The sequence below is a fragment of the Candidatus Caldatribacterium saccharofermentans genome, assembly GCF_050267035.1.
Lineage (GTDB): Bacteria > Atribacterota > Atribacteria > Atribacterales > Caldatribacteriaceae > Caldatribacterium > Caldatribacterium saccharofermentans.
The window spans coordinates 1,929,209-1,955,772 of record NZ_CP187957.1; the positions used below are offsets into that span (position 1 = coordinate 1,929,209).

The window sequence follows — 26,564 nt, forward strand, 5'->3', positions numbered from 1 at the left end:
CTATGGACCTTTCTGAAGTCATTGCCACGCGCAGGAGCATTCGAAAGTTTCGAGCGGAAGACGTTGCCGACGAAGATGTGAAAGAGATTCTCAATGCTGCTCGTCTTGCGCCCTCGGCCAACAATCTGCAACCGTGGAAATTCATCGTGGTGCGGAATGAAAAAAAGCGCCGCCTCATCGCGCAGGCCTGCTTTGGGCAGGAGTTCATTGGAGAGGCCCCGGTGGTGATTGTGGCCTGTGCCACAGGAAGGGGAGGGTGCATCGGCGGGTATATGGAGAGCTGGCCTGTTGACGTAGCCATTGCGATGACGCATCTTGTGCTTGCAGCCTGGGCAAAAGGGCTGGGTACCTGCTGGATTGGAGCCTTTGACGAAGACCGCATCAAGGAGATTTGCCAGATTCCTCCTGAGGTTCGGGTTGTTGCCGTGACCCCTCTGGGGTATCCGGTGAAAATCCCCCAGGCGACGACTCGCCGACCTCTCGAGAAGATTTACTGTGAAGACATCTTTGTCGAGTGATGGTGATGGATTTTGGGTGTGTTGCACCTTGAGATTGATGACATCGTGACCCTGAAGAAGACCCATCCCTGTGGAAGCCAAAAGTGGCGCATTGTGCGCCTTGGGGTGGATATTGGTATAAAGTGCCTGGGTTGCGGGCGCTTTGTGATGATTCCCCGGAGGAAACTCGAGGGGAAAATCAGGGAAATTTACCGCCAGGGCCGCTGTCTCAAGCCAAAAGAGTGCATCATTGAGGTGTGAGATGGGGCTTCAGGTTGGGATTGTTGGGCTCCCGAACTCGGGGAAAACGACGCTCTTCAACCTCCTCACGGGGGGTCATGCAGAAGTTGCAGGACATCCCTTTTCCACCGTCTCCCCTAACCGGGGTGTGGTGGCGGTCCCTGACAGGCGGCTCGAGATACTGGCTCGTCTTCTCCATCCGCCCCAGGTTGTTCCGGCAACCATAGAATTCGTTGACGTGGCAGGGCTTGTGGAGGGAGCAAGCAAAGGAGAAGGACTGGGGAACCAGTTCCTCAGTCATATACGGGCAGTGGATGCTGTGGTCGAGGTGCTCCGTTTCTTCCAAGACAGGAGCATTCCCCATGTCGCAGGGGATATCAACCCGCTTCGAGACCGGGATATCGTGGATACGGAACTCCTTCTTGCAGATCTCGAGGTTGTGGAACGACGCCTTGAGAAGCTTCGGGAACTTTTGCGGAAAACGAAGGATGAGCGCCTGAGAGAAGAGAAAGAGATTCTGGAACAGTGCTTTGTAGCGCTCTCTCAGGGTATTCCTGTGCGGGCGGTGGATTTCCCGCCTGGTGCGTGGGAAATCTTGAAGCCCTATCAGCTGATCACGGCCAAACCCTTGCTTTATGTGGCCAATCTCGATGAAGAGGAGTCCTCTCGTCGCCTTTTCGAAGAGGTACGAAAACGTTTCGAAGAGGAAGGGCTTCCACTCCTCCCGGTCTGGACCAAACTCGAGACAGAGCTTTCCGAGTTTGAAGAAGAAGAACAGAAAGCCTTTTTCGCAGCATTTGGCATCCCTGGTCCGGGATTTATCCGTCTTGTGGAGGAAGCGTATCGACTACTCGGCCTTATCACTTTCTACACGTACGGTGAGAAAGAACTCCGGGCACGGGAGCTCCCCCGGGGTACCAGGGCTCCCCAGGCTGCTGGGAAGGTCCACACGGACATGGAACGGGGATTCATCAAGGCCGAAGTCATTCATTTTGAGGACCTTGTGGCCTGTGGGTCTTTCGAGCGGGCCCGTCAGGAAGGACGTATCCGCCTTGAAGGGAGGGAATACGAGATTCAGGATGGGGATATCGTGTATTTCCGGTTCACCTCCCCTCGCTGAGGCGGAATTCCCGGGCCATCCGTTCCTGGGTTTGCCACTGTCCTCTGAGTTTCCCCTCCTGGGCGAGTTTCCCCAGGAATTGCCTCATCCATCGAGGAATAGGGGTGCCAGTTTTTCCTCCCCAGGGAGTTCCAGGAAGGGGCAGGAAGGTGTGGGCGTGAACAATAGCCCCAAGACGGACGAGCTTCTCAATGAACTCCGCGGTTGCGCGAAGGTCTTCCTCGGTCTCTTCGGGACATCCGAAAATGAAATCCACGTAAACCTGGAATCCCAGGCGAATGCTCGTCTCGCACGCTGAGAGAACGTCTTCAAGGGTGTGCCCCCGACCCATGAGGTTCAGAAGTCTCTGGCTTCCTGACTGTGCCCCGATGACGATGCTCCGGTTGTCTGCGTACTGGCGAACAAGATGTAGAGTTTCTTCTGAGACAAACTCTGGACGGACTTCGGACGGGAAGGAACCGAAAAACATTCTCCCTTTTCGGCCGAGGAGTTTGCGAAGGCCTCCAAGAAGGTTTTCCAGGGCTTTGATATTCGGCCTTCGCCCATCCGGGGACCCGTAGGCGAAGGCGTTAGGGGTTACGAAGCGAAGATCGATTCTCTCGCGGTGACGCATCATACCGCGAACATGCTCGAGAACGGACTCAAGGCTTCGATGCCGCATGGTTCGCCCAAAAATAAGGGGTGTCTGGCAGAAGGCGCACCCGAACGGGCATCCCCGGCTGATTTCGATTGGCCCCAGGAATCCCAGGTGGTATGGAAACGAGGGGAAACAATCAAGGTGCACCCTCTCACCTCTCATGGTCTGGGGTGAGGAGGGGAGGGTACCCTCAAGGAACGCCTGGACAATGGTGAGAAAGGCTACTTCTCCTTCTCCCTGAACGAGGAAAGTGCTCCAGGGGGCAAAGTCCTGGGGGAGGGCTGTCGCATGGGGACCGCCACAGCAGGTGAAGACATCAGGATAGCGCAGGAAATCCTGCAGAAGACGCTGACGGCGGTCCTTTTCGGGCGTCATGCTGGAGAGAACAAGAAGAGACACCCCAGACTGACGCAGAGCAAAGGCAAGTATTTCTTCCTCGGTGGTGCACAGTACCACACGTACTCTGGACCACAGAGGAGAAGAGGACAGCGCTCCCAGAAGGGCATTGATACTCAGCTTGTTTTTGGGGCTGTAGAGAAAGAGTAGTGTTTTTCCTATCACGCTTTTATTGTAAATCCTGGGAAGAGAAAAGCAAAGGCTTTTTGAAGTTGTGATACAATGGGGAGAACCGGGAGAACAAAGGAGGACAGGGTGTTCGTGGAAAGAAAGAGCGAGAGGGAACTCCGGCGACCCTTTGAAGAATCTCTTCGTCTCCATGCCTTTTACCGGGGGAAAATCGAAACGCACCTGAAGTGTCCGATAAGGAGTTACGAGGATTTCGCCCTCTGGTACACTCCAGGAGTGGCCGAGGTCTGTCGCCACATTGAGCAAGACCCTGGTCTCTCCTTTGCCTATACGAACCGCTGGAACACCGTGGCTGTGGTTTCCGACGGTTCGCGGGTACTCGGTCTTGGGAACATTGGTCCTGAAGCTGCTCTACCCGTTATGGAAGGGAAGGCGCTCCTTTTCCGCTACCTCGGAGGCGTGGATGCCGTTCCTCTGTGTCTGCGAGCTTCAAGCCCCGAGGAACTGGTAAAGGTGGTGAAGATGCTCGAACCGAGTTTTGGCGGGGTGAACCTTGAGGACATTGCTCAGCCTGCGTGCTTTTCTATTCTTGAGAGGCTTCAGGAGGAGCTGGAGATTCCGGTGTGGCACGATGACCAGCAGGGCACGGCCCTGGTGGTGCTCGCGGGGCTTTTAGGGGCCTTGGACGTTGTGGGGAAGAAAAGAGAGGATATCCGGGTTGCTCTTATTGGAGCAGGAGCATCGAATCTCCGTATTGCTTCACTCCTCATGAAGGCAGGGGTACGGGGGGAGAACATTGTCCTCTGTGACACAAAGGGTATCCTCCATCGAGATCGGGAGGATCTCGCAAGGAGCAATCCCTGGAAGTGGCAGTTCTGTCTTGTGACTAATGGAGAGAATCTCAGAGGGGGGAAAAAAGAAGCGATTGAGGGCCGAGATGTGCTCATTGCGCTTTCAAGTCCGGGTCCTGGAGTCATTGAACCTGAGTGGGTTTCCCGAATGAACAGAGATCCGATAGTTTTCGCCTGTGCAAATCCCGTGCCGGAGATCTGGCCCTGGGAAGCCAAGGAGCATGGGGCGAGAGTTGTGGCTACCGGGCGATCAGATTTCCCGAATCAAATCAACAACTCTCTTGGCTTTCCGGGTCTTTTCCGGGGCGTTCTGAGTGTCCAGGCCCGAAAGATTACCGATGAAATGTGCCTTGCTGCTGCTTTCGCGCTGTACCATTTTGCGAAGAGGCGAGGTCTCCACGAGGAGTACGTCATTCCAACTATGGACGATTGGGAGGTTTACGTGGAGGAGGCGAAGGCTGTAGCTTCTGTTGCGGTGGAGCAGGGTCTTGCCCGAAGGCCACGCCGTCCTGAAGAGGTGGAAGAGGAAGCCCGGAGTCTCATTCTCCGGGCCCGGAGGATGGTGGCCGAGGGGGTTCGGAACGGGACCATTCCTCTCCCCCCTGAGGGTGAGGGAGCGTGAAGGAAATCTGGGTTTTCGACATCATTGAAGAAGTGAAAAACGCCCTTTTGGAGATCAACGTGAGAAGCGATGTTGTACTCCGCCAGAAGATGCTCGACGCTCTGGTTGCGGAGGAGAGCGAGGCGGGGAAAGAGATGTTGACCCAGATTCTTGAAAACTACGTGGTAGCCGAGGAACGGAGGCTCCCTCTCTGTCAGGACACGGGGATGGTTATGGCTGAAATCCGGGTGGGGAGTGAGGTTTGCGTTCGCGGGGGAAGCCTGCGACAGGCTCTTGATGAGGCTATCCGGCTGGCTTACCGGGAGGGGTATTTCCGAAAATCCATTATTGCCGACCCTTTCTTTGGGAAAAACACCCAGGATAATACTCCGGGAGTGTATTTCTTCGAATGGGTGGAGGGGGATCACCTCGAAATCGACCTTCTGGTAAAAGGAGGGGGATGCGACAACATCACCACTTTGGGGATGCTTGAGCCGGGGAGTACTCCTGATGACGTGGAACGATTCATCCTGCGGGAGCTTGACAGAAAAGCCGCCCTGGCCTGCCCACCGCTTGTGGTGGGTGTGGGTATTGGTGGGAACGGAGCTTATGCTCTCTTCCTGGCTTCTCGGGCTCTGAGCCGTCCTCTGGGGTCTTCGCATCCAGACCCCCGGTATCGGGAGCTGGAAAAAAGGTGGTGTGAGGACATTAATCGCCTGGGTATCGGCCCCCAGGGAGTGGGAGGAAGAGTGACTTGTCTTGAGGTTCGCATTGAGACGTATCCCTGCCATATCGCCAGCTTTCCTGTGGGACTGGTGTGCAGCTGTCATGTTTTCCGCAGAAAGACCCTGAGATGGTGAGGAACATGGCAGGGCGAGAGTTCATTCTGAAAACTCCTCTGGGTATTGAGGACATTCTCGCGCTTCGTGTTGGCGACCGGGTTTTCTTGAGTGGAGAACTCTACGTCGCCCGGGATGCAACTCACCGGAGAATGCTCAGCGAGGTTGCTCGGGGCAAGGAGCTCCCCTTTCCCGTTCATGGAGCCGTTCTCTACTATGCCGGACCCACACCACCGCCACCCCATGAGCCCGTGGGGTCCATCGGGCCAACGACGAGCCGACGGATGGATCCCTATCTTGCATTCTTTCTTGAGCGGGGTTTGCGGGCTACTATTGGGAAAGGTGAGCGGGGAGAAGAGGTGAAGAAGCTCCTCGAAAAATACAAGGCGGTGTACTTCATCGCCTGTGGTGGTGCCGGTGCCTATCTTTCGACCTTTGTGGTGTCCCAGGAGGTTCTGGCCTACGAGGACCTGGGAGCTCAGGCGCTGTTTCGCCTTCTGGTAAAGGACTTTCCCCTCATGGTGGCCTATGATGCCTTTGGCGGCGACCTCTTTGAGGAGGGAAAAATCCGGTACCGGCGGATCCTTCTGTATCACTGGGAAAGTTCGGATAAGGGGGAATGAATATGTTTTGGGAAATCCTTTTTCTCATCCTTTTTCTCAGCGTGTACTTTCCGGCACTTCAGCAGAAAATTCTCGAGCAACGACGTATCATCATGATACGGGAATTTGAGAGAAAACGTCGCTCACGGGTCATCGTGCTCATCCACCGCCAGGAATCGGTGAGCTTTTTGGGCCTTCCCATTGCCCGCTATATCAGCATTGAGGACTCAGAGCGAGTACTTCGGGCTATCCGTATGACGCCTCCTGACATGCCCATTGACCTCATCCTCCACACCCCTGGGGGGCTAGTGCTTGCGGCTGAACAGATTGCCTGGGCTATCAAACGGCATCCCGCGAAGGTCACGGTTTTCGTTCCGCACTATGCCATGTCTGGAGGAACGCTTATTGCCCTTGCGGCAGACGAAATCGTCATGGATCCCAACGCCGTTCTGGGTCCTGTGGATCCCCAAATCACCACTGCCCGTGGGCAGTATCCTGCGGCGTCGATTCTTCGGGCGCTGGAGGAACCCAATCCGAATCGGGATGATGAAACGCTTATTCTTGGCGACATCGCCCGGAAAGCCATCCATCAGGTGTACCAGGTAGTCTTCGACCTCGTGCGGGACAAAATGCCTGAGGAGAGAGCAAGAGAACTTGCCCAGACGCTTTCTGAGGGAAGGTGGACTCACGATTTCCCCATCACTCCTGAGATAGCGAAGAATCTGGGCCTTCCGGTGCAGGAGGGCCTTCCGGAGGAAATTTACGAGCTTATGGAGCTTTACCCGCAGCCGCCCCAGCAACGCCCCACGGTTGAATACGTTCCTCTACCTTACCGGCCATACCGTCGACCGGCAGTCAAAGAGTGAAGGGAGTGCATATATGGGGAAGAAGCTCATCATTACGGAAAAACCCAGCGTGGCACAGGATATCGCCAGAGCGCTGGGGAAGTTCACAGACCACAAGGAGTACCTCGAGAATGCGGAGTACATTATCACCTGGGCGGTGGGACACCTCGTTGGTCTTGCCGAGCCTGAGGACTACGACGACCGTTTCAGAAAGTGGGACCTTGAGCTTTTGCCCATTATCCCGGAGGTTTTTAAGCTGAAGCCTCTTGAGAAAACGGAAAAGCGCCTTGAGGTTATCAAAATGCTCTCCGAGAGAGAGGACACCGATGCGCTGGTGAATGCCTGTGATGCGGGACGGGAAGGGGAACTGATTTTCCGTTATATTTACGAATTCCTCGGCCTGAAGAAACCAGTGTTCCGTCTCTGGCTCTCCTCGATGACGAAAGAGGCGATTCGGGAAGCCTTTGCCCGGCTCAGGCCAGCCTCAGAATATGAGCTTCTCGCGCAGGCAGCCAAGTGCCGCTCTGAAGGAGACTGGCTTGTGGGTATCAATGGAAGCCGGGCTTTCACAAGCCGCTACAGGATTCTACTTTCCGTTGGAAGGGTCCAGACACCGACTCTGGCCATCCTGGTCCACCGGGAGCGGGAGATTCAGAACTTCCGCCCCACCCCCTACTTTGAGGTCTTTGCCCGTTTCCGGTATGGGGACCTCACGTATGTGGGGAAGTGGCGGGGAGGCGAGGACGACCGTCTTTTCGACAGAGGCGAGGCGGAAAAGGTTGTAGCCAGGGTTTTGGGGAAACAGGGGAAGGTTGAGGAATTCTCCGAGCATAAAACCCAGGAAGCCCATCCCCTGCTGTACGACCTCACCGAACTCCAGCGGGATGCCAACAAGCTCTTCGGGTATTCGGCTCAGAAAACCCTGGATATTGCCCAGAGGCTCTATGAGCATTACAAGCTTATCACGTATCCCCGGACGGATTCTCGTTACCTTTCCGAGGACCTTCTGAGCCAGGTGGAGAAAAGCGTCGCCATGCTTGCCCGGTGTGGGTTTGCCGAGTTTGCCAGAGATCTTCCGCTCCGGGAGGCCCTCAAAGACCGGCGTGTTTTTGACCGGAGTAAGGTCACGGATCACCACGCCATCATCCCCACGGGAGAGGAAATCCGCTGGGAAGTGTTGAAGGAAGGGGAGCGGAAGGTTCTGGACCTCATCGTGCGTCGTTTCCTGGCGGTTTTCTACCCCCCGGCGGTCTGGGTGCACCGGACGATCAGGACCAGAGTGGAGGGAGAGGTCTTCCTGAGCAAGACCAGGGTTCTCGCCGAGCCAGGGTGGCGAGTGCTCTATCCCAGGGAAGAGGAAGGGTTCCTTCCCGTTGTTCCCCGAGGAGAAGAGGTGGATGTTGTGGAGGCCTGGAGTGAGGAAAAGGAGACCAAGGCGCCTCCAAGGTATACCGAGGCCACACTTCTTGCAGCCATGGAGGGGGCTGGACGTTTTGTTGAAGACGAGGAGCTTCGGGAAGTGCTGAAGGAAAGCGGTATTGGAACGCCAGCGACTCGGGCCGCCATTATTGAACGTCTCATCGAAGTCGGGTATGTGGAGCGGGAGGGAAAGACCCTCATCCCCACTCCCAAGGGCATGGAGCTTGTAAGTCTTGTGGAAAGCATTCCCATTCCGGAACTTGCCTCGCCTCAGCTTACGGGTGAGTGGGAGAAGAAACTCAATCTCATCCAGAAAGGACAGTTCACCCGGGAACTCTTCATGGAGGGTATTAAGCATTTGACCCGGGAAATTGTCGCTAAGGTCAAGGCCCAGAATCTGGAGGATGTTCGAGAAGCAAAGAGCCGCATGATAGCCTCGAGGTACCCCCTGGGTTCCTGCCCACTTTGCGGTGCCCCGGTGTATGAGAGTAAAGTCGCTTTCAGTTGCTCCCGGTGGAAGGAAGGCTGTACTTTCGCGGTGTGGAAGACCATTTCGGGGAAGAAAATCTCCCGCCAGCAGGTTCAGAAACTCCTGGCAAGCGGTCGAACGGACAGGCTTTCGGGTTTCCGTTCCCGGAAAGGGAAAAGGTTCTCTGCAGTGCTTGTTCTTTCCGAAGACGGCAAGGTGGAATTTGCGTTTCCTCATACGCCCTCCAAGGTACGAGCTGAAAGAGGAGATGGCGGGGATGAGGGAGATTGAGTATAATTAGCGTGAGTATGGACGAGCAAAAAGACCAGACTGAAGTGAGAGAGTACTTCCGTATTCGCGGTCCTCAGCCTCTCAGGGGGAGTGTAACCGTTGGAGGTTCGAAGAACGCAGCACTGCCTATCCTTGCCGCAACGCTTTTGAGCAGCACTCCCTCTGTTATTCACAATGTCCCGGACCTCCTTGACGTTCGTACCATGGTGATGGTCCTCGAGAGCCTTGGGGCCGGCGTTGAGCGCATAGGAAAACATTCCTATCGCATTTCCCCGGCCACCATTTCCCGCTTTGAGCCTCCTTATGAGCTCATCCGGAAAATGCGAGCGTCGTTTCTCGTCACTGGACCCCTGATTTCCCGGCTGAGCAGAGCACGAGTTCCGCTTCCTGGAGGATGCGCCATTGGGTCCCGTCCCATCGACCTGCACCTTAAGGGATTTGCCCATCTTGGGGTAGACGTTTCCATGCGTTCCGGGTATATCGAGACATGGGCTCAGAAGCTCCGTGGGGGCGAGGTATACTTTGATTTTCCAAGCGTCGGAGCCACAGAAAACGTGATGATGCTTGCGGCAACCATTGAGGATGAGACAATCATTGCCAATGCTGCCCGGGAACCTGAGGTGGTGGATCTTGCCCGTTTTCTCACGTTGATGGGAGCCTCCATTGAGGGAGTGGGAACGGATACCATTGTTATCAGGGGAAGAAAAGACCTTCAGGGGTGCGAGTACACCATCATGAACGACCGTATCGAGGCTGGAACGTTCTGTGTTGCTGCTGCTATCACCCGGGGAGACGTTACGGTGCACGGTGTGGAAACCTCTCTTCTCAGGTCTGTTCTCACGAAGCTTGAGGAAGTTGGTGCGCAGGTTGAGAAGGTTGGTGAGGACGCTGTTCGGGTGGCGATGTCTGAACGCCCCAGACCCACGAATATCAAGACCATGCCCTATCCGGGTTTTCCAACGGACATGCAGGCACAGTTCATGTCCCTTCTGTGCCTTGCTGACGGGGTGAGCGTCATCACCGAAACGGTTTTTGAGAGCCGCTTTGCCCATGTTGGGGAACTGGAACGCATGGGAGCTAAGGTCCAGGTGGAGGGACGGAGCGCGGTAGTGGTGGGAGTGGAGAAGCTCACCGGTGCCCGGGTGACGGCCACGGACCTTCGAGCAGGAGCGGCTCTTGTTCTTGCAGGCCTTGCTGCAGAAGGTGTGACCGAAGTCAATGGGATTCACCATATTGACCGGGGCTATGAGGACCTCGAGGTGAAGCTCCAGTCCCTGGGAGCGTTTATCGAACGAGTGCGAGGGTGAACGGGAGGAATCCTGTATGTGGAATAAACGGTTGGGGATTGACCTTGGCACGGCGACGACACTCATTTACCTTCATGGGCGGGGAATTGTACTCAACGAACCTTCGGTTGTGGCCATTGCCAGAGACTCCAATCAGATTCTTGCGGTAGGGAAAGAAGCCTGGGAGATGATCGGAAAGACCCCGGAACACATTGTGGCCCACCGTCCCCTGCGCGATGGAGTGATCAGCGATTACGAGGTTACCCGGAAGATGCTGGCCTACTTCATCCAGCGGGTATGCGGGCGAAGCCTTTTCAAGCCTGATGTCGTGGTTTGCGTTCCCTCGGGAGGTACCGAGGTTGAAAAGCGAGCAGTGCTCGATGCAGCGTACCACGCAGGGGCCCGTAAGGCGTACCTCATTGAGGAGCCTATGGCAGCGGCTCTGGGGGCTGGCCTCGACATCACAGGTTCCTCAGGGAGTATGGTGATTGATATTGGAGGAGGGACCACGGACGTTGCTGTACTCTCCCTGGGGGGGATTGTGGTCAGCCAATCTGTGCGGGTGGCAGGGGATAAAATGGACGAGGCCATTATCCGTCACCTTAGGAAAAAGTTCAACCTCCTCATTGGTGAGAAGACCGCGGAGATGATTAAGATTGAGATTGGGTGGGCTGTACCTCCTCCGGAGGATAAGGTAATCCGCGTCAAGGGGCGGGACCTTGTCTCGGGACTTCCCAAAGAGATTCTCCTCAGCGCTTCAGAGGTCTACAAATGCCTCACCGAACCCCTCTCATACATTGTCGAGGCGGCACGGATGGTGCTTGAGCATACGCCCCCTGAGCTTGCTGCTGATATTGGAGAAAAGGGTATCTGCCTCACCGGGGGAGGATCGCTCCTTCGGGGCATTGATGAGATGCTGGCGAAGGCTTTGGGAACCCCTGTGTACGTTGCCGAGGATCCGGTGTCCTGTGTTGCTCTCGGGGCAGGAAAGGTTCTCGATTACCTGAAATTTCTCCGAAACGGCTTTCTCTATACCAAGGGGAGGAATGCATAGCTTTTGTGGCGGCGTAGAGTCCTTTTGATTTTCTGGGTTCTGGGCCTTGTCCTCTACGCTCTTCCGGTCTGGAGTGGAGAGATTTCCATCTTCCCTTTTTCGGCAATCCGTAAGGGCATGAAGGCCATCGGAAAGACAGTTCTTCTCGGAACAGAGGTGCAGGAGTTTTCCCTCGAGGTCATCGATGTTGTACAGACGAAGGACATCACAGACAGCTACTTTGTTGTCCTCGTCACCGACGAGAAAATTCGTAGTCTGGGGGGTATCCTCGCCGGGATGAGCGGAAGCCCAGTGTACATTCGGGGGAAGATTGCGGGAGCGCTCTCCCACAGCTTCGAGACGCAGGATCACCTTGTGGGTGTCGTTACGCCCATTGAGGCCATGCTCAAAATATGGAAAGAGGAGGAAGTGCTTGCTCCCCTTGGGAAAGAGACGTCAGTGGTATTCTGTTTTGGAATGGGCAATCGGGCATGGTCTCGCTTGAGAGAGCGCCTTGGAGAAACGTACGCTTTGAGAAAGGTGCTTGCTTTTCCACGCCTTTTTCCGGGGAAGTCCGAGAAGCAGGCGGCTTCTCTTGAGCCCGGGAGTGCCATAGGGGTGCAGCTTGTGACCGGAGACGCGGAAATTGTGAGTGTCGGGACTCTGACCCTGCGGGATGGGGACCGGTTCCTGGCACTCGGGCATCCCTTTCTCCACCGGGGGAAGGCGCAGTATTTTCTCTCCTTGGTATACGTGAATTTCAGTCTGAAAGGGGATGAATTCCCTTTCAAGGTGGGAACGCCCATCGAAATTGTGGGTGTGGTGGAAGAGGATCGTAGCGTCGGTATAGCAGGACGGTTTGGAGTTTTCCCGAAAACAACGGAGGTCACCATAGGGGTGAAGGAGGGGACAAGAAGACGAGATTTTCACTTCTCAGCGGTTCAGGAAGAGGACATTCTCGTGGATTTCCTCCCTGAGCTTCTCCTTGACGCCATTGATCGGACCATCGACCGCCAGTCTCCAGGAAGTGTTGATCTAAAGTTTCGTATAACGGGAGAAAATCTCAACCTTGAGGATGAGTTTTTCTGGGTCAGCGAACCGGATATCGCGACTTTTACCTCGAACACGTTTCGCCGGATACTTGAGGCATTCCTGAAAAATCCCTATCAGCCGGTAAACGTGGAGAACATTGCTCTTGAGGTTGAGGTATTTCCTGAAATCCAGCGGGGATGGATTCTCTCCTGCGATTTCCCCCGAATCGTGAAGCGGGGCGAAATTGCCGCAGGGAAGGTCACGGTGTTCCTGTATCGCCAGGGCATACGGGATGTTTCCCTCCAAGTGACTGTGCCTTCTGACTTTGCCCCGGGTGAGGCGGAGATCGTGGTTCGGGGAAGAGGAGGAAGTAGCGGGGAGCCTCGGGAGGGGACATTTACCGCAGATTTTCAGGAGTACCTCAATCAGAAGCTTGACGAGCTTCGGAACGACGGTGTGGACCTTGAGATCCTCGCCAAGGGTAGTGTTCCCCAAAAGACCACCTATACCAGGACCCATGTGTTCCTTCCATTTGTGCTTGAGGGAGATGCTTCGAGCAAGGTATGGGTAAACTGAGGAGAAAAATTTTCTGGGGTAGTATGGTGTTTTTTTTCGCCTTTCTCCTGTGGGAAGGGGGAAGGTATGGCCTTCGGCAGGCCCTTCGGGAACTCGAAGAAACCCATCGCATCGTTGTTCGCGTTGAGAGCACTGTTCCTCTTTTTCTGGGGTTTTCCCTTCGGGGAGTTCGGGTCTCGGGTGAGGAGTTCGCTTTCCAAGCTCCGGAAGTTTCGGTCCGTTTGAGCTGGAGCCGGGGGATTTCCGTCGTTATTGAGGACGGCGAATTCACTTTCTCCTCGGGTTTGCCATGGTCTGCTCTGGAGTCTCTTCCTCCTCTCTTTGTTGAGGTTCGCAGGGCTCGCCTCAGCGGGCAGAATCTTCCTCCCTGGGATGGATGGCTGGAGAAAAGTGGCACTGTACTCCGTTTTGGGATTGCCGCAGGCGACCTTGAGGCGAGGGGGACCGTGGAGGAAGGAAAAGCGGTTCTTGAGGGGAAGTACCGTACCCTGCCCTTTCGGGGGTCCTTTGTTCCTGCAGAGGGTCGTTTCGAAGGAGAACTTGGTGAAGGTTCCCGGAGAGTTCACCTTGAAGGCATCCTCTCCCGAAAGGCCCGGGGGTGGGAGCTTTCTCCTTTGAGAGTGGACTATGGAGAACTCCTCTTTTCCGGCCAGCTCTTCTGGGGAGATGATGGTCTTTCCACGCTCTCGGGGAGAGTGCGTGTTCTGGAGGAGGATATCGACGTTTCCCTTCAGGGGAGAAATACCCAGACTTCTTTTGAAGGGAACTTCGAGGGGAAAAGCGTAACCTCCACTCTTTTGGGCCGTTTCCGCGCCGATCTCTGGAGTTCTTCTTTCGTCCTGGAGTTTACTCCCCAGTCGGTATGGCAGGGTGTTCGTCTTTCAGGTCGCCTCGAAGGTTCGGTAGATGATGGTCTCCGTCTCAATTTCCGCGACTTCTTTGTGTCCCCTGAAGAGGAATGCACCCTCTTTCCTGTGCGAGGGAGTGGCAGAATCCAGGGAGAGGTGAAGAAAAAGGGGGAACTGTGGCAGGGGGAGATCGCGTTCTCGAGCCCTGAAATCCTCGTCGATCGTCTGGAGCTTAAAGAGGTGTCCGCACGGGTTGCTCTGGATGGGGGACGGGTAACGTTTTCAGGATCCGGGCACATGTTTGGGGGAAATCTTGAGCTTTCTGGAAGCTATGAGTCGGGTGTGATTCAGGCCTCAGGAAGGGTGCAGGGGATCACCCTTGAGGGCATTCTGGAGCAGAGTGACGTTCCCCTTTCCGGAATTTTCTCAGGGAACCTTTCCTGCACGGGGGAAGCAGGGGATTTTCGTATTGTTCTCCAGCTCACCGATGGGTCTTTATCCTGGCAGGGCATGGACCTTGGTAGCATTGCGGGAGGGGAAGTTCTGCTTGAGGGAGAGCGCGTGGAGGTCCGGAATATCCTTGTGACCCGGGGCAGTGGGAAGCTCTCTGGCAATATGGTAAGGGACGCTTCGGGTATTCGGGGGAAGGGAGAGTTTGAAGGATATCCTCTTGAGGTTTCCTGGAAGGGAAAGATGGCCAGGTTCACCCTCTGGGGCTCTGTGACCCTGGAGTGGGGGAAGGAACATTATCTTGGACTTTGTCTTTCATCGCCCTCGTGGTTTTTCGGGGATCTTCAGGGTCGAGATCTTTCCCTCTCTGGCGCCATCAGGGGGAAGGAAATCACCCTGGACTGTCTGACTCTGCAGTGGGATGGGGGGTATTTCAACACTCGGGGGAGGATGGTGCTTGACCAGGAAGTGGACCTTTCTGGAGAAATCGAAAACCTCCGTCTTCCGGACAACGATTTTCGGCTCAGCGGGACGATTCACAGAGCCCGTTTCGCTGTTTCTGGGCCGTGGGAGAGGGTTTTCTGGAAGTTTGAAGGAGAAGGGTCGTCCCTTCGAATCCTGAACGAGTCCCTGGGGGAGCGCGTTGTGCTGAAGTTTGCCGGAGTTCTTCCCCTTTCTTCATTCCTTGGAGGGCAAGTTGCTTTTGCCGACATCCTGAACCCAGAGACGCTCAGCGAGGGGACTATTATAGTGGAGAGAGCAAATCTCGCCCTTCTTGGAGGAAGCTTCCTCGCAAAGGCTGTGGATCCTGTGGATTTTTCTTTTGTGCTCGACCCTGGGAATCGCCTGTGGCGTTTCCGTTCCGGTGAGGTTGCGCTCTCCTTCCCTCCTTACGGAGATTTCCGGGGAAAGGTAGAAGGGGTGTATGATGGCAGGCGTTTTGTAGTTGAGACGCTTGAGTTTTCCGGTTCCCAGGGTATACGCCTTTCCGGAAAGGGAACCGTGGATACTCTGGCAAAGACGCTGGACCTTCAGTGTTCCTTTGGAGGGGAGCTTTCTTTCCCCTTTGAGGAATTTGTGGTTGAGCTTGGAGGATCGGGAACGCTACACCTCTTTGGGGATTACGTGTCGCCTGTTGCGGAGGGCTCGGTGACACTCCAGCGGTTTCGGGTTCTTGCTGGTGGGAGAGAATACCTTTCCCTGCGGGGTCTTCAGGGGAATCTCGCAGGGGGGAAGTGGCGGTTTTCCGGGGGGAAGGGAACATTCCTCGGGGGAGAGCTTGTGGTGAGGGGTGAGGTTTCCCAAGAGGGCCTCGTCCTTCATGGGACGGTTCAGGGAAATGGGGCTTTCCCTGGGCTTGAAGGAATATTTCGAGGACAGTGGAATGGTGAGCTTGTGGTGACAGGAAAAGAGGGGCAGTACACCCTTGAAGGGGATCTCGTGGTACGGGAAGCCGTCCTGGATACGCGGGGAGGAAGGGCCGGAGGATCTTTGCGTCTCGATTCCCTGTCTCAGGTAGTGGCAAAAATGCCTTTTCCTTTGAAACTCCGCCTTTCTTTTCAGGATACTCTCACGGTAAAGACGGATTTCTTGCAACTTGTGCTTTCCGGGAGCGTGCTGGTTCATCGGGAAGGTGAAGGTCTGGTGCTCTCTGGACGCCTGGATGTCCTTCAGGGGACGTATGACCTTATTGCCTGCAGCATCCCTCTTGAGGGATACATCGTGTTCACGGAACTTGACGGATTTACTCCGAGGCTTTACCTTGAAGGCCGAAAGAGCCTCAGAGGGTATGATCTCAGCGTGTCCATCACCGGACCGCTTGATAGCTACGCAGTAGGCTTCTCTTCCGAGCCTCCCCTCTCGCGGGAGGAAATCCTATCCCTACTGTTTCTGGGTGACAAAGATGCCTATGTTGCGCTCAACCGGGTGAACCTTGCGCCGTTCTTCCTGAAGATTGCTCGATTCCTGCTTGAGAAGGATTTCTCTCCAAGCCTTAGACCGCTCTTTGACGGAATAACCTTCGATTCCGAGAGTTTTTCCCGGATTACTTTTGAGAAAAAGCTTGGTAAGAACGTGGCTTTCGGGTATACTCAGAACTTGAGCGATGGAGGGTCGGCGATTGAGATGAACATCGACTTTGGAAAAGAATGGTCCCTGAAGCTTGAGCGGACCGAGAGCGGTGAAACGGAATGGATGCTTCAGTTCTCCACGAAGTTCTGATTTGAAAGGGGGAGAAGAGCCGGTGGCCGAGCGGTCCTCTTGGTGGCTTGTCGTGATTGCCGTAGCAGTGGTGATTGTCTGGAGCTCTCAGGCTTTTGCCCAGGAAGCTGTACTCCCTGTCGTTGCCGTGCGGGTGGAAGGGAATGAGCACGTGCATACCCAGCTCATCCTTTCGGCCATTTCCCTGGGTCTTAAAGAGCCTTTCAATCCCCAGAAGGTTGAGCAGGACGTCAAGAGTATTTACGACCTCGGGTACTTTGCAAAGGTCTGGGTGGAAACAAAGCGTTACCCTGACGGTATCGAGGTCATTTACAAGGTTCAGGAGTTGCCGGTCATCCAGGCTATAGACATTCAGGGAAATACCGTGCTCTCCACGGGGGAGATCCGTCAGGCCATGATCGTTGCCCCCGGGCAGGTCATGAACTGGAAGATTTTTCAGCGGGATCTTGAGCGCATTAAGGCGCTGTACAGCAACAGGGGTTTTCTCATGACTGCGGTCGAGGACATCCGTTTCGATGCATCGGGTGTCCTCCATTTCACCATCCGGGAGGGTATTGTGGAGCGGGTGGATTTTGAAGGTCTGCAGAAGACGAAGGAATACGTCCTGCGGCGGGAGCTGAAGTTCACCCCTCCTGTCGTCTTTGACTTCGCTAAAATCAAAGAGAGCATGCGGGCCATCTATAACCTGGGGTTTTTTGAGGATATCAGCATGAAGCTCGAGCCGGGAAGCGATCGGGACCACGTGGTGGTCAAGGTGAAGGTTGTGGAAAAGCCCACGGGGGAAGCCGGAATCGGGGTGGGCTACAACAGCGAGAAGGGATGGCTGGGGTTTGTCCGGTATCAGGAATCCAACTTCGGTGGAAATGCCCAGAAACTCGAACTCCGTTACGAATTTGGAGCTCGAACACTCTACCGTATCTCGTTTGAGGAGCCCTGGCTTTTTGGCGAACCCATTTTCTTCGGGGTTGCCCTCTATGACAGGGTGGAGAAAAAGAAACACTGGGTGGAGCAGGAAGTCGTCGGAGAGTACGAAGAGGAACGCCTCGGGGGCCAGGTTGCCCTTGGTGGTCGTTTCGGTGACGCATGGCACTGGCGCATTCAGTACAAGTCGGAGGATATCACCATCACGCCTCTCTCTGGAGAACCGCCTCAAGCGGATGGGAAAACGAATTCCCTCACACCAACCATCATCTATGACACTCGGGATGATGTTTTCAATCCCCACGAGGGGTGGTACTGCACGCTTCAGGTTGAATTTGCGGGAGGATTCCTGGGAGGTGATTACGACTACACGAAGTATATCCTTGATGCCCGGAACTACATGAACACCGGAGAGAATTCGGTGCTGGCCCTGAGGGTCCTTGGGGGCATTGCCGATCGAGAGCTCCCGAGTTTCGAGAAGTTCTCAGTGGGTGGGGTGAATACCCTTCGAGGGTATGACCTTTATGAGTTCCAGGGAGACAAAATGCTTGTGGCGAATCTCGAGTATCGTTTTGAGGTAGCCAAGAATACCCAGCTTGTGGTTTTTGGAGACGCCGGCTATGCCTGGGACCTTCAAGAGCCCATCGACCTTGGGGATGTGAAGATAGGCTACGGGGTTGGGCTCCGTTTTGATACGCCTATTGGGCCGATTCGCCTTGATTACGGTATTGGTGAAACGGGAAGCCAAACCTATGTGAGCATTGGGCAAACGTTCTGAATGTTCTAGGGAAGGAGAGTGCCCATGAGGAAGTTCGTCATCTCCACAATGGTCGGAATTCTTGTGGTCCTTCTGGGGAGCACGCTGGTTTTGGCACAGACGCAGACCAAGAAACCTGCTCAGGGGCAGACGAGTTCTGCGTCATCCTCAGGAACGGTGGCCATTGGTGTGGTGGACATCAACAAGATTTTCGACGCCCATCCCAATACGGCAAAGATTGCCGAACTTGAGAGAAAGATTGCCGAGGAGTTTCAGAAAAGGCAGCAGGAGCTGAACGAAAAGGGGAAAGGAAAGACCCGTGAGGAAGTTCAGAAGCTTGAAGAAGAAATGAACGCTGCCTGGGCACCGGTGCGCGATGAAATGCTGAAAGAGCGCCAGGCGCTCATTGAGGAGCGTTACGGCGATGTGATCAGCGCCATCCGGAAAGTGGCCGAATCCATGAAACTCGCCCTGGTTGTCCGCAGTGCTCTGCGCATTCCGGTCAACCAGAAAGAAGTTCTGGAAATGCCCCTTGTGCTCTACGGCGGTGTAGACATTACCGACCAGGTGATTCAGGAACTCCAGAACATTGTGGCCGCGAAGGAGAAGAAGTGAGCTTTTTCCGCCTCAGTGAGCTGGCAGAAATCATTGGGGGTCACCTTTTTGGTGACCCTGATTTCGTCGTCAGGGGTGTTCAAGAGCCCCAGAGAGCCGAAGAAGAGGACCTGATTTTCCTTTTCGATGCCCGTGCCCTTTCTGAGGTGCTCTCGTCCCGGGCAAAGGCAGTTGTTGCGGGAAGAGGGTGCAGAGAGTGTCTGCCTGGAAAATACGTGATCGAGGTTGACCATCCCCGGATTGCCTTTGCCCGGGTTCTTGCCCGTTTTGCTTCCCCTTTCCGTCCACCCTCTGGCGTCCATCCCCTGGCCTTTGTTCACCCCAGGGCAAGGCTTGGCGTCGGGGTTTCGGTGGGGGCTTTCTCGGTTATTGAGGAAGACGCCTCTATAGGGGACAGAACGTGTATTTTCCCCCAGGTGTACATCGGGAAGGGAGTTCAGATTGGCGCCGATTGCCTCATCTATCCCCAGGTGGTTGTGCGGGAGTACTGCACCGTGGGGAACAGGGTCATCCTGCACAGCGGTGTTGTGGTGGGGGCAGACGGTTTCGGGTATGAGTGGACCGGGGAGAGGTACGAGAAAATCCCTCACATCGGGACAGTAGTCATTGAAGACGACGTGGAAATTGGAGCGAATACCACTGTGGACCGGGGAACTCTTGGATGTACTCGTATTGGCCGGGGGACAAAAATTGACAATCTGGTTATGGTGGCCCACAACGTCCGTATTGGGGACCACGTCATTATCGTTGCCCAGTCGGGAGTCGCTGGAAGCAGTATCCTTGAGGATGGCGTGGTGATGGGTGGGCAGGCAGGGGTAACGGACCATTGCTGGATTGGGAAGGGAGCAAGGATTGCTGCCCGGGCAGGAGTTACGGCAAAGGTGCCACCAGGAGAGATGGTTTCCGGATTTCCTGCTCAGGAGCACCATAAGGAATTGAGGGAACGAGCCCTGATTCGAAAACTTCCAAAGATGTGGCAGAAAATAGAGGAACTTGAAGAGCTTGTTCGAAAGCTCCTCAGAGAGTGAAAATGCTTCCGTTGCAACGTACCATCGGTTGCTCTGTGGTGGTTGAAGGACAGGGTCTCCACAGCGGAAAGGAGGTCCGGGTTACCCTTTCTCCCGGGAAAGTGAATCAGGGGATAGTCTTTCGGGTCCTTTGCGGGGAAAGAAAGGGTGTTATCCCGGCTCTTTTCCCGTATGCAGCTTTGGGGTGCCGCTCAACGCTCCTTAAAAACGGAGAGCTCATCGTAGCCACGGTGGAGCACCTTCTTGGGGCATGCTGGGGTGCGGGAGTGGATAACCTCGAGGTAGTGGTGGAAGGTGAGGAACTCCCTGGGGGAGACGGGAGTGCCCTTCTCTGGTTTCAGGCCTTTGAGAGGGCCGGAATAAAAGAACAGGAAGCTCCCCGGAAGATGCTGGTGATTGATCGGGTGTTCCACGTGCAGCAGGGTGCAAAACACCTCTTTGCCTTTCCGGCACAGCATTTTGTGGCCACGTATATCCTTGACTGTACGGAAGAAGGGGAGTTCCTCCAGGGTCTGACATTTCAGGAGGGAGAAGAACCAGGGGGTATCCTGGGAGCCCGGACGTTTGCCTTTCTCTGGGAAGGAGAAGAACTTAGGAAACTGGGTCTTGGTAAGGGAGTACAGGATGAAGCGGTGCTTCTGAACGCTCTGGGGGTGGGGAACAAACCCTTCCGGTTGCCCTCTGAGGCCTGTGCCCACAAGATCCTCGACCTCCTTGGTGATTTGATGCTCCTTGGGAGGAGAATTCGAGGAGGATTTCTGGGGTTGCGGTCGGGACACGCCTTGAATCAGGCCATGGTGAAACTGCTCTGGGAGGCCGTGGAGGATGGGGATTGACAGGACAGCACGGATAGACCCGGAAGCTCAAATCGGGGCAAACGTTGAAATCGGTCCCTACGTCATTATCCGGGGGAAGGTCCAGGTGGGGGATGGAACCAGGATTGAGCCCTTTGCAGTTCTTGAGGGCTGGGTGGAGATTGGTCCCTCCTGTGTGATTGGGCATCACGCCATCATCGGTACACCCCCTCAGGATGTGGCCTTCCAGGGAGAGGAGAGCGGAGTCATCATCGGTGAGGGGACTGTGCTTCGGGAGTTTGTGACGGTGCACCGGGCAACCGGCGAAGGAAAGGTTACGCACATCGGAAAGTCCTGCTTCATTATGGCGTACTGTCACATTGCCCACAACTGCTTTGTGGGTAACGGGGTGACGATGGCCAATGGAGCAAGCCTTGCCGGATATGTCACCGTTGAAGACTGGGCAACTCTCAGTGGCTTTGTAGGGGTTCATCAGTTCGTGCGGATTGGCAAACTCGCCATGATTGGGGGACTTTCCAAAGTCGTTATGGATATTCCTCCGTATGTACTTGCTGATGGTCATCCGGCGAGGATTTTTGGGCTCAACAGGGTTGGCATGCGGCGGAGAGGAATTCCCCAGAAGAAACGAGAGAGTATTGCTCAGGTGTACCGTTTCCTCTTTCGTAGCGGTCTGCCTCTTCGAAAGGCCATGGAGGAGATTCGGGGAAAAGGTTTTGATCCGGAGGTTGTGGAGGAGATTCTTGCTTTCCTCGTAAAGACCAGGCGGGGCATCACCCGTTGGGTGAGGGAGGAGGCCTGCGACTTTGAGGATACTCCTTCTGGCTGGTGAGGGGATTCTGCCAGTTCTGGTGAAGGAGGAAGCCTCTTGCGCCTTTCAGGTTACCACGGTGTCCTGCCGCCTTTTGCGGTTGCACCCTCGGCTCGTTCCGGAATACCTCTTAGAGCGCCTGTCTCTGGATGAGCTGGCACAGGTCCTTGCGAAGGAGCGGCCTCATGCAGTGTGCTGTGTAGGGAAGGTCCCCAAGGCCCACGTTTTTGCTCTTGGGGTGACGGATGCCTCCGGAGCAGAGTTTTTCGCCGCATGTCGGAGCCTTCAGGACCGGGATATTCTCGGGAAATTCCTGGAGTTTTTCCGGAAGCAACACGTGCAGGTGCTTTCTCCTGCGGATTTTCTCAAGAAGTGGATCACCCGGGAAGGAGTGTTCTGTGGGCCTCCGCCTACTGAGGAAGAATGGCATGACATCCGTTATGGTTTTAGGATTGCCCGGTTCCTGGCTGATGAGGAAATTGGCCAGACAGTGGTGGTGAGGCGGAGAACAATTGTGGCCCTTGAGGGTGCAGAAGGTACCGATGAGACCATCCGGAGGGGGCTGGCACTGGCTCGGGGGGGAGTGGTGGTGAAGGTGGCGCGAAGTAACCAGGACTTTTTCATTGACATTCCCACGGTTGGTGCTGAAACTGTTCGCCTTCTGGTTGAGGGTGGGGGGAGGGTTCTCGCCCTGGAAAGCGGCCGGACGCTCCTTGTGGACCAGGAAGAGATCCGGGAACTCTCGAAGCAGTCTGGGGTGACTGTCTTGGGAATTACCCTGTGAAGAGGAGTCTTTTGCTGTCCTGTGGTGATCTATCTGGAGACCTCTGGGCATCGCAGATTATCCTTCTCCTTCGAGAACGCAGACCAGAGGTAGAAGTTGTGGCCCTGGGAGGAGAGGAGAGCAGGAGAGCAGGTGCTCGTCTTCTCGTCGATACGGTTTCCCACTCAACGGTGGGACTTTCAGAGGTCCTCCGGGCACTCTCTTTCTGGAGGAAAACCTGGCGTGAGGCCTCTGCGTTTTTGAGGAAGGAGAAGCCTTCGGTACTTTTAGCCATCGATAATCCGGGTTTTAACCTCCGCCTGGTACGCCTCTGTGCCAGGGAAGGTATACCGGTTGTGTACTTTGCTCCACCACAGGTGTGGGCCTGGGGGAGATGGCGGGGGAGATTCCTTGCACGGTGTGCTGATCATATTCTGCATCTTTTCCCCTGGGAGGGAAAGTATTTTCTCGGAGGCAGGGCCCGTGTCAGCTGGGTGGGGCATCCTCTCGGGGCATGGTGGGGGAAAATCCCTCAGAGGGGCCCGAATCCTCGGACCATTCTCTTTCTCCCCGGGAGTCGCCGGAACGAGGTTTTGTCGTTCCTTCCCGTTTTGCGGGGGCTTCTCTCTGAATACGGCGGACGTTTCTTAAGATACCGTCTGGTGCTTGTTGCCGCCTCTCCTTTGCTTCGTCCACTTCTTGAGGCAGGACGAGGCCCTTTTCCCGTTCAGATTGTGGACCGAAGGGATTTGTACCCGCTTTTTGAGGATACGGTGCTTGCGGTGTCTTCATCCGGAACCGTAACGCTCGAGGTCGCTTTGGGAGGCATTCCCCAGATTGTTGTGTACCGGACTTCATGGGTGACGTTCCTTCTGGGACGCCTCCTGTTTCAGGCTCCCTTTATTGGTCTTCCGAACATCCTCCTCGGGTGGGAAATTGCCCCAGAACTCGTTCAGGGGAGGTTTACCCCCGCGGAGCTTTTCAGAACCATGGAGAGGTTACTCGCCGATTCCTCTCTGCCCCAGAGGGCGAGAAGGTGGGCTGAAGAGATTGCCCTTCAACTCGGAGATGGGCGGACTTTTGAGCGGGTTGCTGAGGTGGTGGCGCAGTACCTTGAATAGGCCACTCCTTCTTGTCACCGTGAACAGCCCTGGAGAGGTTGCCTTCTGGCTTTCCCCTCTCCTTAGAGAGCTGGAGAAAATCACTGTCCCTCCTCGTGTCTGGGTTTTCACCCCTCCATGTCAGTTCCGCTCTGGGAAAGAAGAAGTGGTGATTCAGAGCCTTCCTCTGGTTGAGAGGGTTTTCAACCCCCCAAAGACGGTGCGGTTCTGCTTTGGAGGAGGTGGGGTTACCTTCCCACCCCGGGGTCTTGTGCTTTTCCTTGGAGGGGACCTCTTCTATGCGCGCCTTCTTAAGTTCCGGAGTCGCTACCCTCTCTGGGTGTATGATGGATACCCTCGTCGGTCCTTTGGTGTTGATGTCTACCTTGCTCGTTTCCAGAAGGATTTCCACCAGGTGTCCTTCACGAAGAAGGTTTTTGTTGGGGATCTCCTGCGGTCTTTTGTAGAACGTTCTGTGGAGACCCTGACCCTGCCTCCGGGATCCCCGCGTTTCCTTTTCCTTCCGGGAAGTCGTTCCTTCGCCTACCAGTATCTCGTGCCTTTCTTTCTCCGTTGCGCGGAGGCCCTCTCCTCTTTCTTCCCGAAGAGTCTTTTCCTTATGGCCTTTCCTCCCTACTATTCTCCCAGGGATGTTCCTTTCTTCCAGGAGCTTTTGAAACGTTTCCTCCCCTTTTTCGGCAAAACTTCAGACCTCATTGCTGCCTCGGACCTGGTCTTTATGGTTCCTGGATCGAGTAACCTTGAAGTGCTGTATCGGAGGAAACGGGGTCTCGTCCTTGTGCCCTTCTTCCAGGAGGCGGCGACCAGGGTTCCGGTGATGGGTGCTGGGGAGTTCTTGGGGAGAATGCCCCTTTGGGGTAAAATAGTGAAGCGGTGGATTCTGAAAAGAATGATTCATTCTTCGGGATTCCTGAGCTTGCCGAACCAAATTTTGGGGAAAGCGGTATTCCCGGAACTTCGGGGAGAGATCACTGTGGAGGGAGTTGTTCAGGAAGCCCTTCGGCTTCTTAGGCAGGAGGTACCGGATTTTCCGGAAGAGGTCTTTCCAGCCAAAGCAGTGGAGAAACTCGTGGGGCTCGTTGTGGAGGAGCTCTATGGCTGAACGCAAGGGACATCTGGTCAGGCTTTTCCGTTACCTTACGCCGTACTGGAAGTATATCTTTGGCGCTCTCCTTCTGGCGGTTCTTGGTGCCTTGCTCAACCTTGCTCTGCCCTGGCTTGTGGAGAAAACTATCGACCGGGCTCTCCTTGAGAAGAATCTGCGACTTTTAGTGTTCATTGCCCTGGGGATTGTGGGAATCTTCTTTGTCAAGGGCGTGGCGTCCTATGTTCAGAGCTTCTGGGTTTCTCTTGCCGGCTTTCGAGTCATCACCCGGCTTCGCTCTGAGCTCTACCAGCACCTGCATCATCTCTCCGTGGCTTTTTTCCAGGAGAACCCACCAGGGGAGATTATCTCCCGGATGACCAGCGATATTGCCGTTTTGCAGAACTTTTTCTCCAGCGCCCTTGTGACGATGCTCATGGACCTTTTGCTCTTTTTGGGTTCTGTGGTGTTCCTCTTTTTCATCCACTGGAAACTAGCACTGCTTTCGATCATTGTCTTTCCTCTGGTTGGTCTTTGCGTGGATATTCTGGGGAAGCGCATCCGGGGGTTTTCCCATCTTCTCCAAAGCAGGGTAGCTGCTCTGACCTCCCTTGTGGAGCGGACGGTGACAGGCATCAAGGTCATTCAGTCCTATGTCAGTGGCCACTACGAGGTGGAGAAGTTCGAGCGGGAAAATGAGATGAATTTCTACCTTGCCATGAAGCAGGCAAAAGCCAGAGCCCTCTTCAATCCTCTTGTTGAGCTTGTGGCTTCCTGCGGTGTTACAGCGGTCATCTGGTATGGAGGGCGTGAGGTTATTAGGGGCTTCCTCACTCCTGGGCAGCTCATCGCCTTTTTGGGATATCTCGTTATTGCTTCTTCTCCGCTCTCTCGTTTCTCTTCAGGTTTCCAGCTTTTCCAGCAGGGTCTCGCTTCGCTGGAGCGGATTTTTGAGTTCCTTGACACCGCACCCTTTGTCACCGAGAACGACGAGGGCGTAGAACTCCGGGAGTTCAGAGAACGCATTTCTTTCCGTAACGTTTCTTTCTCCTACAAGGGTGAGAAAATCCTTAAGAACTTCTCTTTAGACATCCGCAAAGGGGAGAGAGTGGGCATCGTTGGCCCAAGTGGCGCTGGGAAAACCACTATCATCAACCTCCTTTTGCGTTTCTACGACCCTGACGAGGGTTGCATCGAGATTGACGGAATAGATATCCGGAAAATCAAGCTCTCGTCACTCCGGAGCCTTATTGGCGTGGTGCTCCAGGATGCCCTGGTTCTTGGCGGGACAGTCCGGGAGAATATCCTCTACGGGAATCTCAATGCTTCCGAAGAGGATATCCAGAGGGCTTCCCGGAAAGCCCGGGCTCATGAGTTCATCATGCAACTTGAACACGGGTACGATACCGACGTAGGGGAAGGAGGATGCCGCTTATCGGGAGGACAGAGGCAACGGATCGCCATTGCCCGAGCCTTCCTCAAGAATTCCCCTATTTTGGTTTTCGATGAGGCAACGTCGAACCTCGATCCCGAGTCAGAACGGTACATCCTTGAAACCATTGCTCAAATTGAGGAGGACAAGACCGTCATCATTGTTGCGCATTCTCTGCGGATGGTGAAAGACCTTGACCGTATTGTCCTTGTAGCCGATGGGGAAGTCCAGGGGGAAGGAACTCACGAAGCGCTTCTTCGGTCCCATCCGCTCTATCAGGCGCTCTTTGGCTTTGAAGACAGAGCGCTGAGGGAGGCCCGGTAAAGTTCGCGGATCTTTCGCAGGATTGGTCGGTAAGCCTCACTCTGGTAGTCGGGGTATGTGTAGGGGAAAGGACGGAAATCGCCCTTTTCCCATTTGATGGTGGCCTCGGCGTAGATGCCTCGCCCAATGTACACCCGGTGGGAGAAGTTTTTGGTCGTGGCTAGGACAATCTTCCCCCCATCAAAATACCCAGGGTCGAGGTTGATGCGACGGGGATGTGTGGTATCTGCCGTAGATTTTTCAAGCTCGTTGGTGAAAAGTTTGACTTCAGGGAGAATTCCTGGATCCACAAGTTCCCGAAAAACAAGGAAAACCCGGAGGAGCCGTTCCCCGATGTTGCGGTAGTAGTCGGTGTACGTGAAGGGGATGGGATCGCTCTGCCATTCGATGTCCCCGAGGCGATCGGTCAAGCGGGGGAGAAGACGCACAAGTACCTCAGGGTCCTCGTAGAGCGTGGCAATGAAAAGCTTAACCGGTTGAGGAGGCCGCACTTCGCCCACTGCCATCACCACTTT

At 55.1% G+C, this 26,564-nt stretch carries 23 protein-coding genes; 21 read left to right on the top strand and 2 right to left on the bottom strand.

Going from position 1 to position 26,564, the window contains the following annotated elements; translation table 11 throughout:
• Positions 1 to 2: 2 nt before the first annotated feature.
• Genes ACPT9Q_RS09885 through ychF form a run of 3 tightly spaced genes read left to right on the top strand, consistent with a single transcriptional unit; the run spans position 3 to position 1,857 of the window.
• The gene (locus ACPT9Q_RS09885) at positions 3 to 518 is read left to right on the top strand and encodes a nitroreductase family protein (protein ID WP_017872301.1); all 516 of its coding nucleotides are present in this window, start codon (positions 3 to 5) and stop codon (positions 516 to 518) included.
• An 18-nt stretch (positions 519 to 536) separates the two neighbouring features.
• Complete coding sequence (locus tag ACPT9Q_RS09890; RefSeq protein ID WP_427366761.1) at positions 537 to 758, top strand: DUF951 domain-containing protein; 222 nt, start codon at positions 537 to 539, stop codon at positions 756 to 758.
• Between the two features lies 1 nt (position 759).
• Positions 760 to 1,857 (top strand): redox-regulated ATPase YchF, encoded by a 1,098-nt coding sequence (gene ychF, locus ACPT9Q_RS09895; RefSeq protein ID WP_017872299.1) that lies wholly within the window; start codon positions 760 to 762, stop codon positions 1,855 to 1,857.
• On the opposite strand, the gene ACPT9Q_RS09900 is transcribed toward ychF, so the two are convergent.
• Entirely contained in the window at positions 1,841 to 3,055 is a 1,215-nt protein-coding gene (locus tag ACPT9Q_RS09900; RefSeq protein WP_038304320.1) for a TIGR04013 family B12-binding domain/radical SAM domain-containing protein, read from the bottom strand. The genes ychF and ACPT9Q_RS09900 overlap by 17 nt on opposite strands.
• 96 nt (positions 3,056 to 3,151) lie before the next feature.
• On the opposite strand from ACPT9Q_RS09900, the gene ACPT9Q_RS09905 reads away from it, so the two are divergent.
• Genes ACPT9Q_RS09905 through ACPT9Q_RS09990 form a run of 18 tightly spaced genes read left to right on the top strand, consistent with a single transcriptional unit; the run spans position 3,152 to position 26,049 of the window.
• Entirely contained in the window at positions 3,152 to 4,492 is a 1,341-nt protein-coding gene (locus ACPT9Q_RS09905) for an NAD(P)-dependent malic enzyme (RefSeq protein WP_427365736.1), read from the top strand.
• On the top strand, positions 4,489 to 5,331 hold the full coding sequence (locus tag ACPT9Q_RS09910) for a fumarate hydratase (protein ID WP_017872296.1): 843 nt from the start codon (positions 4,489 to 4,491) through the stop codon (positions 5,329 to 5,331). The genes ACPT9Q_RS09905 and ACPT9Q_RS09910 overlap by 4 nt, the downstream gene beginning before the upstream one ends.
• A complete protein-coding gene (locus ACPT9Q_RS09915) occupies positions 5,325 to 5,933 on the top strand; it encodes a FumA C-terminus/TtdB family hydratase beta subunit (RefSeq protein ID WP_017872295.1) in 609 nt (202 codons plus the stop codon). The genes ACPT9Q_RS09910 and ACPT9Q_RS09915 overlap by 7 nt, the downstream gene beginning before the upstream one ends.
• Before the next feature lie 2 nt (positions 5,934 to 5,935).
• Positions 5,936 to 6,778 (top strand): SDH family Clp fold serine proteinase, encoded by an 843-nt coding sequence (locus ACPT9Q_RS09920; RefSeq protein WP_017872294.1) that lies wholly within the window; start codon positions 5,936 to 5,938, stop codon positions 6,776 to 6,778.
• A gap of 13 nt (positions 6,779 to 6,791) precedes the next feature.
• Entirely contained in the window at positions 6,792 to 8,936 is a 2,145-nt protein-coding gene (locus ACPT9Q_RS09925; protein ID WP_427365737.1) for a DNA topoisomerase 3, read from the top strand.
• 17 nt (positions 8,937 to 8,953) lie between these two features.
• Positions 8,954 to 10,243 carry a UDP-N-acetylglucosamine 1-carboxyvinyltransferase gene (murA, locus tag ACPT9Q_RS09930; protein ID WP_051040741.1) on the top strand — a complete coding sequence of 430 codons (1,290 nt, stop codon included), beginning with the start codon at positions 8,954 to 8,956 and terminating at the stop codon, positions 10,241 to 10,243.
• 16 nt (positions 10,244 to 10,259) lie between these two features.
• The gene (locus tag ACPT9Q_RS09935) at positions 10,260 to 11,276 is read left to right on the top strand and encodes a rod shape-determining protein (protein ID WP_427365738.1); all 1,017 of its coding nucleotides are present in this window, start codon (positions 10,260 to 10,262) and stop codon (positions 11,274 to 11,276) included.
• Positions 11,277 to 11,279: 3 nt separating this feature from the next.
• On the top strand, positions 11,280 to 12,863 hold the full coding sequence (locus ACPT9Q_RS09940; RefSeq protein ID WP_427365739.1) for a SpoIVB peptidase S55 domain-containing protein: 1,584 nt from the start codon (positions 11,280 to 11,282) through the stop codon (positions 12,861 to 12,863).
• Between the two features lie 23 nt (positions 12,864 to 12,886).
• The gene (locus tag ACPT9Q_RS09945; protein WP_427365740.1) at positions 12,887 to 16,381 is read left to right on the top strand and encodes a translocation/assembly module TamB domain-containing protein; all 3,495 of its coding nucleotides are present in this window, start codon (positions 12,887 to 12,889) and stop codon (positions 16,379 to 16,381) included.
• Between the two features lie 22 nt (positions 16,382 to 16,403).
• On the top strand, positions 16,404 to 18,080 hold the full coding sequence (locus tag ACPT9Q_RS09950; protein WP_017872287.1) for a BamA/TamA family outer membrane protein: 1,677 nt from the start codon (positions 16,404 to 16,406) through the stop codon (positions 18,078 to 18,080).
• A gap of 24 nt (positions 18,081 to 18,104) precedes the next feature.
• Positions 18,105 to 18,674: an OmpH family outer membrane protein gene (locus tag ACPT9Q_RS09955; protein ID WP_017872286.1), complete on the top strand. Its 570-nt coding sequence runs from the start codon at positions 18,105 to 18,107 to the stop codon at positions 18,672 to 18,674.
• Positions 18,671 to 19,702, top strand: a complete 1,032-nt coding sequence (gene lpxD, locus ACPT9Q_RS09960; protein ID WP_017872285.1) for a UDP-3-O-(3-hydroxymyristoyl)glucosamine N-acyltransferase — start codon at positions 18,671 to 18,673, stop codon at positions 19,700 to 19,702. Before ACPT9Q_RS09955 ends, lpxD begins: the two co-directional genes overlap by 4 nt.
• A gap of 2 nt (positions 19,703 to 19,704) precedes the next feature.
• Positions 19,705 to 20,538, top strand: a complete 834-nt coding sequence (locus ACPT9Q_RS09965; protein ID WP_427365742.1) for a UDP-3-O-acyl-N-acetylglucosamine deacetylase — start codon at positions 19,705 to 19,707, stop codon at positions 20,536 to 20,538.
• Positions 20,528 to 21,346, top strand: coding sequence for an acyl-ACP--UDP-N-acetylglucosamine O-acyltransferase (gene lpxA / locus ACPT9Q_RS09970; protein ID WP_017872283.1), 819 nt, complete (start codon positions 20,528 to 20,530; stop codon positions 21,344 to 21,346). The genes ACPT9Q_RS09965 and lpxA overlap by 11 nt, the downstream gene beginning before the upstream one ends.
• On the top strand, positions 21,321 to 22,109 hold the full coding sequence (locus tag ACPT9Q_RS09975; protein ID WP_017872282.1) for a UDP-2,3-diacylglucosamine diphosphatase LpxI domain-containing protein: 789 nt from the start codon (positions 21,321 to 21,323) through the stop codon (positions 22,107 to 22,109). The genes lpxA and ACPT9Q_RS09975 overlap by 26 nt, the downstream gene beginning before the upstream one ends.
• Positions 22,106 to 23,209, top strand: a complete 1,104-nt coding sequence (locus tag ACPT9Q_RS09980; RefSeq protein WP_427365743.1) for a lipid-A-disaccharide synthase — start codon at positions 22,106 to 22,108, stop codon at positions 23,207 to 23,209. The genes ACPT9Q_RS09975 and ACPT9Q_RS09980 overlap by 4 nt, the downstream gene beginning before the upstream one ends.
• Entirely contained in the window at positions 23,202 to 24,311 is a 1,110-nt protein-coding gene (locus ACPT9Q_RS09985; protein WP_017872280.1) for a hypothetical protein, read from the top strand. Before ACPT9Q_RS09980 ends, ACPT9Q_RS09985 begins: the two co-directional genes overlap by 8 nt.
• Positions 24,304 to 26,049 (top strand): ABC transporter ATP-binding protein, encoded by a 1,746-nt coding sequence (locus tag ACPT9Q_RS09990; protein ID WP_427365744.1) that lies wholly within the window; start codon positions 24,304 to 24,306, stop codon positions 26,047 to 26,049. The genes ACPT9Q_RS09985 and ACPT9Q_RS09990 overlap by 8 nt, the downstream gene beginning before the upstream one ends.
• Here ACPT9Q_RS09990 and ACPT9Q_RS09995 read toward each other — a convergent pair.
• On the bottom strand, positions 26,001 to 26,555 hold the full coding sequence (locus ACPT9Q_RS09995; protein ID WP_427365745.1) for a DUF4416 family protein: 555 nt from the start codon (positions 26,553 to 26,555) through the stop codon (positions 26,001 to 26,003). The genes ACPT9Q_RS09990 and ACPT9Q_RS09995 overlap by 49 nt on opposite strands.
• Positions 26,556 to 26,564: the final 9 nt, after the last annotated feature.

What these genes read in the sequence shown, in the direction of transcription:
- ACPT9Q_RS09885 (WP_017872301.1), top strand. Translation starts at nt 3, where the DNA reads ATGGACCTTTCTGAAGTCATTGCCACGCGCAGGAGCATTCGAAAGTTT.
- ychF (WP_017872299.1), top strand. Translation starts at nt 760, where the DNA reads ATGGGGCTTCAGGTTGGGATTGTTGGGCTCCCGAACTCGGGGAAAACG.
- ACPT9Q_RS09915 (WP_017872295.1), top strand. Translation starts at nt 5,325, where the DNA reads ATGGTGAGGAACATGGCAGGGCGAGAGTTCATTCTGAAAACTCCTCTG.
- ACPT9Q_RS09920 (WP_017872294.1), top strand. Translation starts at nt 5,936, where the DNA reads ATGTTTTGGGAAATCCTTTTTCTCATCCTTTTTCTCAGCGTGTACTTT.
- ACPT9Q_RS09925 (WP_427365737.1), top strand. Translation starts at nt 6,792, where the DNA reads ATGGGGAAGAAGCTCATCATTACGGAAAAACCCAGCGTGGCACAGGAT.
- murA (WP_051040741.1), top strand. Translation starts at nt 8,954, where the DNA reads ATGGACGAGCAAAAAGACCAGACTGAAGTGAGAGAGTACTTCCGTATT.
- ACPT9Q_RS09935 (WP_427365738.1), top strand. Translation starts at nt 10,260, where the DNA reads ATGTGGAATAAACGGTTGGGGATTGACCTTGGCACGGCGACGACACTC.
- ACPT9Q_RS09945 (WP_427365740.1), top strand. Translation starts at nt 12,887, where the DNA reads ATGGTGTTTTTTTTCGCCTTTCTCCTGTGGGAAGGGGGAAGGTATGGC.
- ACPT9Q_RS09955 (WP_017872286.1), top strand. Translation starts at nt 18,105, where the DNA reads ATGAGGAAGTTCGTCATCTCCACAATGGTCGGAATTCTTGTGGTCCTT.
- ACPT9Q_RS09965 (WP_427365742.1), top strand. Translation starts at nt 19,705, where the DNA reads ATGCTTCCGTTGCAACGTACCATCGGTTGCTCTGTGGTGGTTGAAGGA.
- lpxA (WP_017872283.1), top strand. Translation starts at nt 20,528, where the DNA reads ATGGGGATTGACAGGACAGCACGGATAGACCCGGAAGCTCAAATCGGG.
- ACPT9Q_RS09990 (WP_427365744.1), top strand. Translation starts at nt 24,304, where the DNA reads ATGGCTGAACGCAAGGGACATCTGGTCAGGCTTTTCCGTTACCTTACG.
- ACPT9Q_RS09995 (WP_427365745.1), bottom strand. Translation starts at nt 26,555, where the DNA reads ATGGCAGTGGGCGAAGTGCGGCCTCCTCAACCGGTTAAGCTTTTCATT.